This is a genomic window from Chryseobacterium sp. Leaf394, assembly GCF_001424105.1.
In the GTDB taxonomy this organism is placed as follows: Bacteria; Bacteroidota; Bacteroidia; order Flavobacteriales; family Weeksellaceae; genus Chryseobacterium.
On record NZ_LMQH01000015.1, the window covers coordinates 1 to 2,058 of the forward strand.

At 34.6% G+C, this 2,058-nt stretch carries 3 protein-coding genes; all 3 read right to left on the minus strand.

Annotated features, from left to right (window positions below):
- A partial coding sequence (locus tag ASG21_RS20385) for a hypothetical protein (RefSeq protein ID WP_056084820.1) occupies positions 1-239 on the minus strand: 239 nt, incomplete at its 3' end.
- Positions 236-847 carry a hypothetical protein gene (locus tag ASG21_RS19435; protein ID WP_157844540.1) on the minus strand — a complete coding sequence of 204 codons (612 nt, stop codon included), beginning with the start codon at positions 845-847 and terminating at the stop codon, positions 236-238. The genes ASG21_RS20385 and ASG21_RS19435, both read right to left, overlap by 4 nt.
- 166 nt (positions 848-1,013) lie before the next feature.
- On the minus strand, positions 1,014-1,838 hold the full coding sequence (locus tag ASG21_RS19440) for a hypothetical protein (RefSeq protein ID WP_056084827.1): 825 nt from the start codon (positions 1,836-1,838) through the stop codon (positions 1,014-1,016).
- Positions 1,839-2,058: the final 220 nt, after the last annotated feature.

A 2,058-nucleotide genomic window follows, 5' to 3' on the forward strand; every position in this document is an offset into this window, starting at 1 on the left:
TCAAATCCTGGTTTGGGTTTCCCCATTGGTCGCATATCTAATCCCATATACTGTTTAAGTGTTGTTGTCGGTCTAAAATTGCCTGTAACGTTTCGCGGCTTGGCGAAGGTGGCGATTTTCACCACAAATGTTGATGCGGAGAACAAACTTTGATTAACCACAAATGTGTCTGCGGAGCACTGAACCGCCACTTTTGCCAAACCGCTGTTATAGGGCGTTTTTCTTTGTTCTTTGGTCATTTGCTTTTAAAGTTTGTCCAAATGTCATAAAGTTGTTGAACTTCTTCTTTGTTAAAATACTTGTCCCAAATTCCACAGTTATTCATATAAGCCATACACTCTCCAAATTTCAAATATTGTGTCTGTGGTATTTCGTTTTTTCTCAAGCACTTTTTCAAAATTTCAAGTCTTCGATTTTCGTCATCCGCAATTATTGTTTCTATTTTTTCAATTTCTATTTGTGAGTATTTGTCTGTGATTTCTTTTCGATTTTTTAGTTCAGTCCAATATTTTCTTGCGTCCATTCCTTGGTCAACTCGTCTGAATTGGTTTTTCTCTAAGGCAAATTTTAAAGGCTCTTTTCTTTCGTAATCAATCCCGTTGACTTTTAATTCTGTCCAAAAGCTTTCGGTATCTGGATTAATACTCTCGTTCCAATAGGTCAAAAGTCCACTTTTCAATGAGTTCAGTCCGTATGAATTCATCTTTGGCTCTTTTTCTAAAAGTTCTCTCGTGTATTTTGATAAGTTCTTAAATGCCTCTTTGGTTTTCTCATCCATAATGGTTGAGCCGTCAACAACTTTATCGTTGATTTTTGTCACCAAAATGAGTTTTTCTATGTTTCCCAAAGTTGTCATTGCTGTTTCTTGTGTCGTCTTTTAAAATGCCCTATAACGTTCCGGGGCTTTGCGATGGTGGGGCAATCGAAGCGCAAATCTTCAATTTTCCACAAAAGTTGAATCGAAGAACTACCGTTGGACTTTGCAGTTTCGCCCCACTATTGCAAAACCCTTGTTATATGCCGTTTATTTCTTCACTTAATTGTTTAAATTTCTTTTTATTAACTTTCTTAATGTTGTCAAGAATTTTTGATTGTTTTTCAATTGATAATTCTTTTAGTTTTTGAACAAAAATTGGATAAACTGTAGTTTTGGCAAAAAACCAGAGAGCGTTTGTCATCGTGTCGATTTGTCGCCAATCTTTACCAAGATTTAAAGCTAAAACTTCCATTAAGAAATCTAAATCTTCAAGCCATTCCTTCTTTCCCTTTTTCCAAAATATACCACTTATAGAATATTCTCCACCTTTTTTTCTACCATCTTCAAATCTTCTTTTCCAATTTTCCTCCCAATATTCAGGAATAGCATCTTCTTTAGGTTTTGAGATAGTTTTGCCTAGTTTTTTTAAAACAGTTTCCCACTCTTCATCCTCTACAAACCAATTTTCTATAGCAGATAATGAAGTTCTTTTTTCAGTTGTAGTCCAATTTTTAGCTTCCTCTATAAAAGCGTTCAATGCATCTTCATTATTCGGAATTGGAATATAAAATCTAAAAACTTGGTCAGATTTTCCCATTCTTTTTTGAAATTCAGGAAGTCGTTTGGCTAATATCTGTCCGACCAATTCTGGTGGGAACGCCCAAACTGCATTATACAAACTTTCATAAAGTCCAAAATCTTCTTTTAATGTTACAGTGTCAATTAGCTTATTTAGATAAGTCTCATCTTCATCGCCATTTAGTGAGTACATTAAATCACTAAATTTTACACAATCTTCTTCTGTTTTTAAATTCCAAACTTTTTCAAGTTCTGTATTCCAGTTTTCAAAATTTGTTTTCATTCGTCTATGTTATGGAATTGTGTCTTTAAATGGCCTATAACGTTTCGGGGCTTGGCGATGGCGGGCAAAACGAAGCCGAAACTTTCAATTAAAATACAAATTTCTACCGAAGCACAAAACGTGAATTTTAGACTTTCTGCCCGCTATTGCCAAACCCTTGTTATGCGACGTTTTTTTATTCCAGAAATATATCATCACTTGGGATAAGTCCATTTTTTTT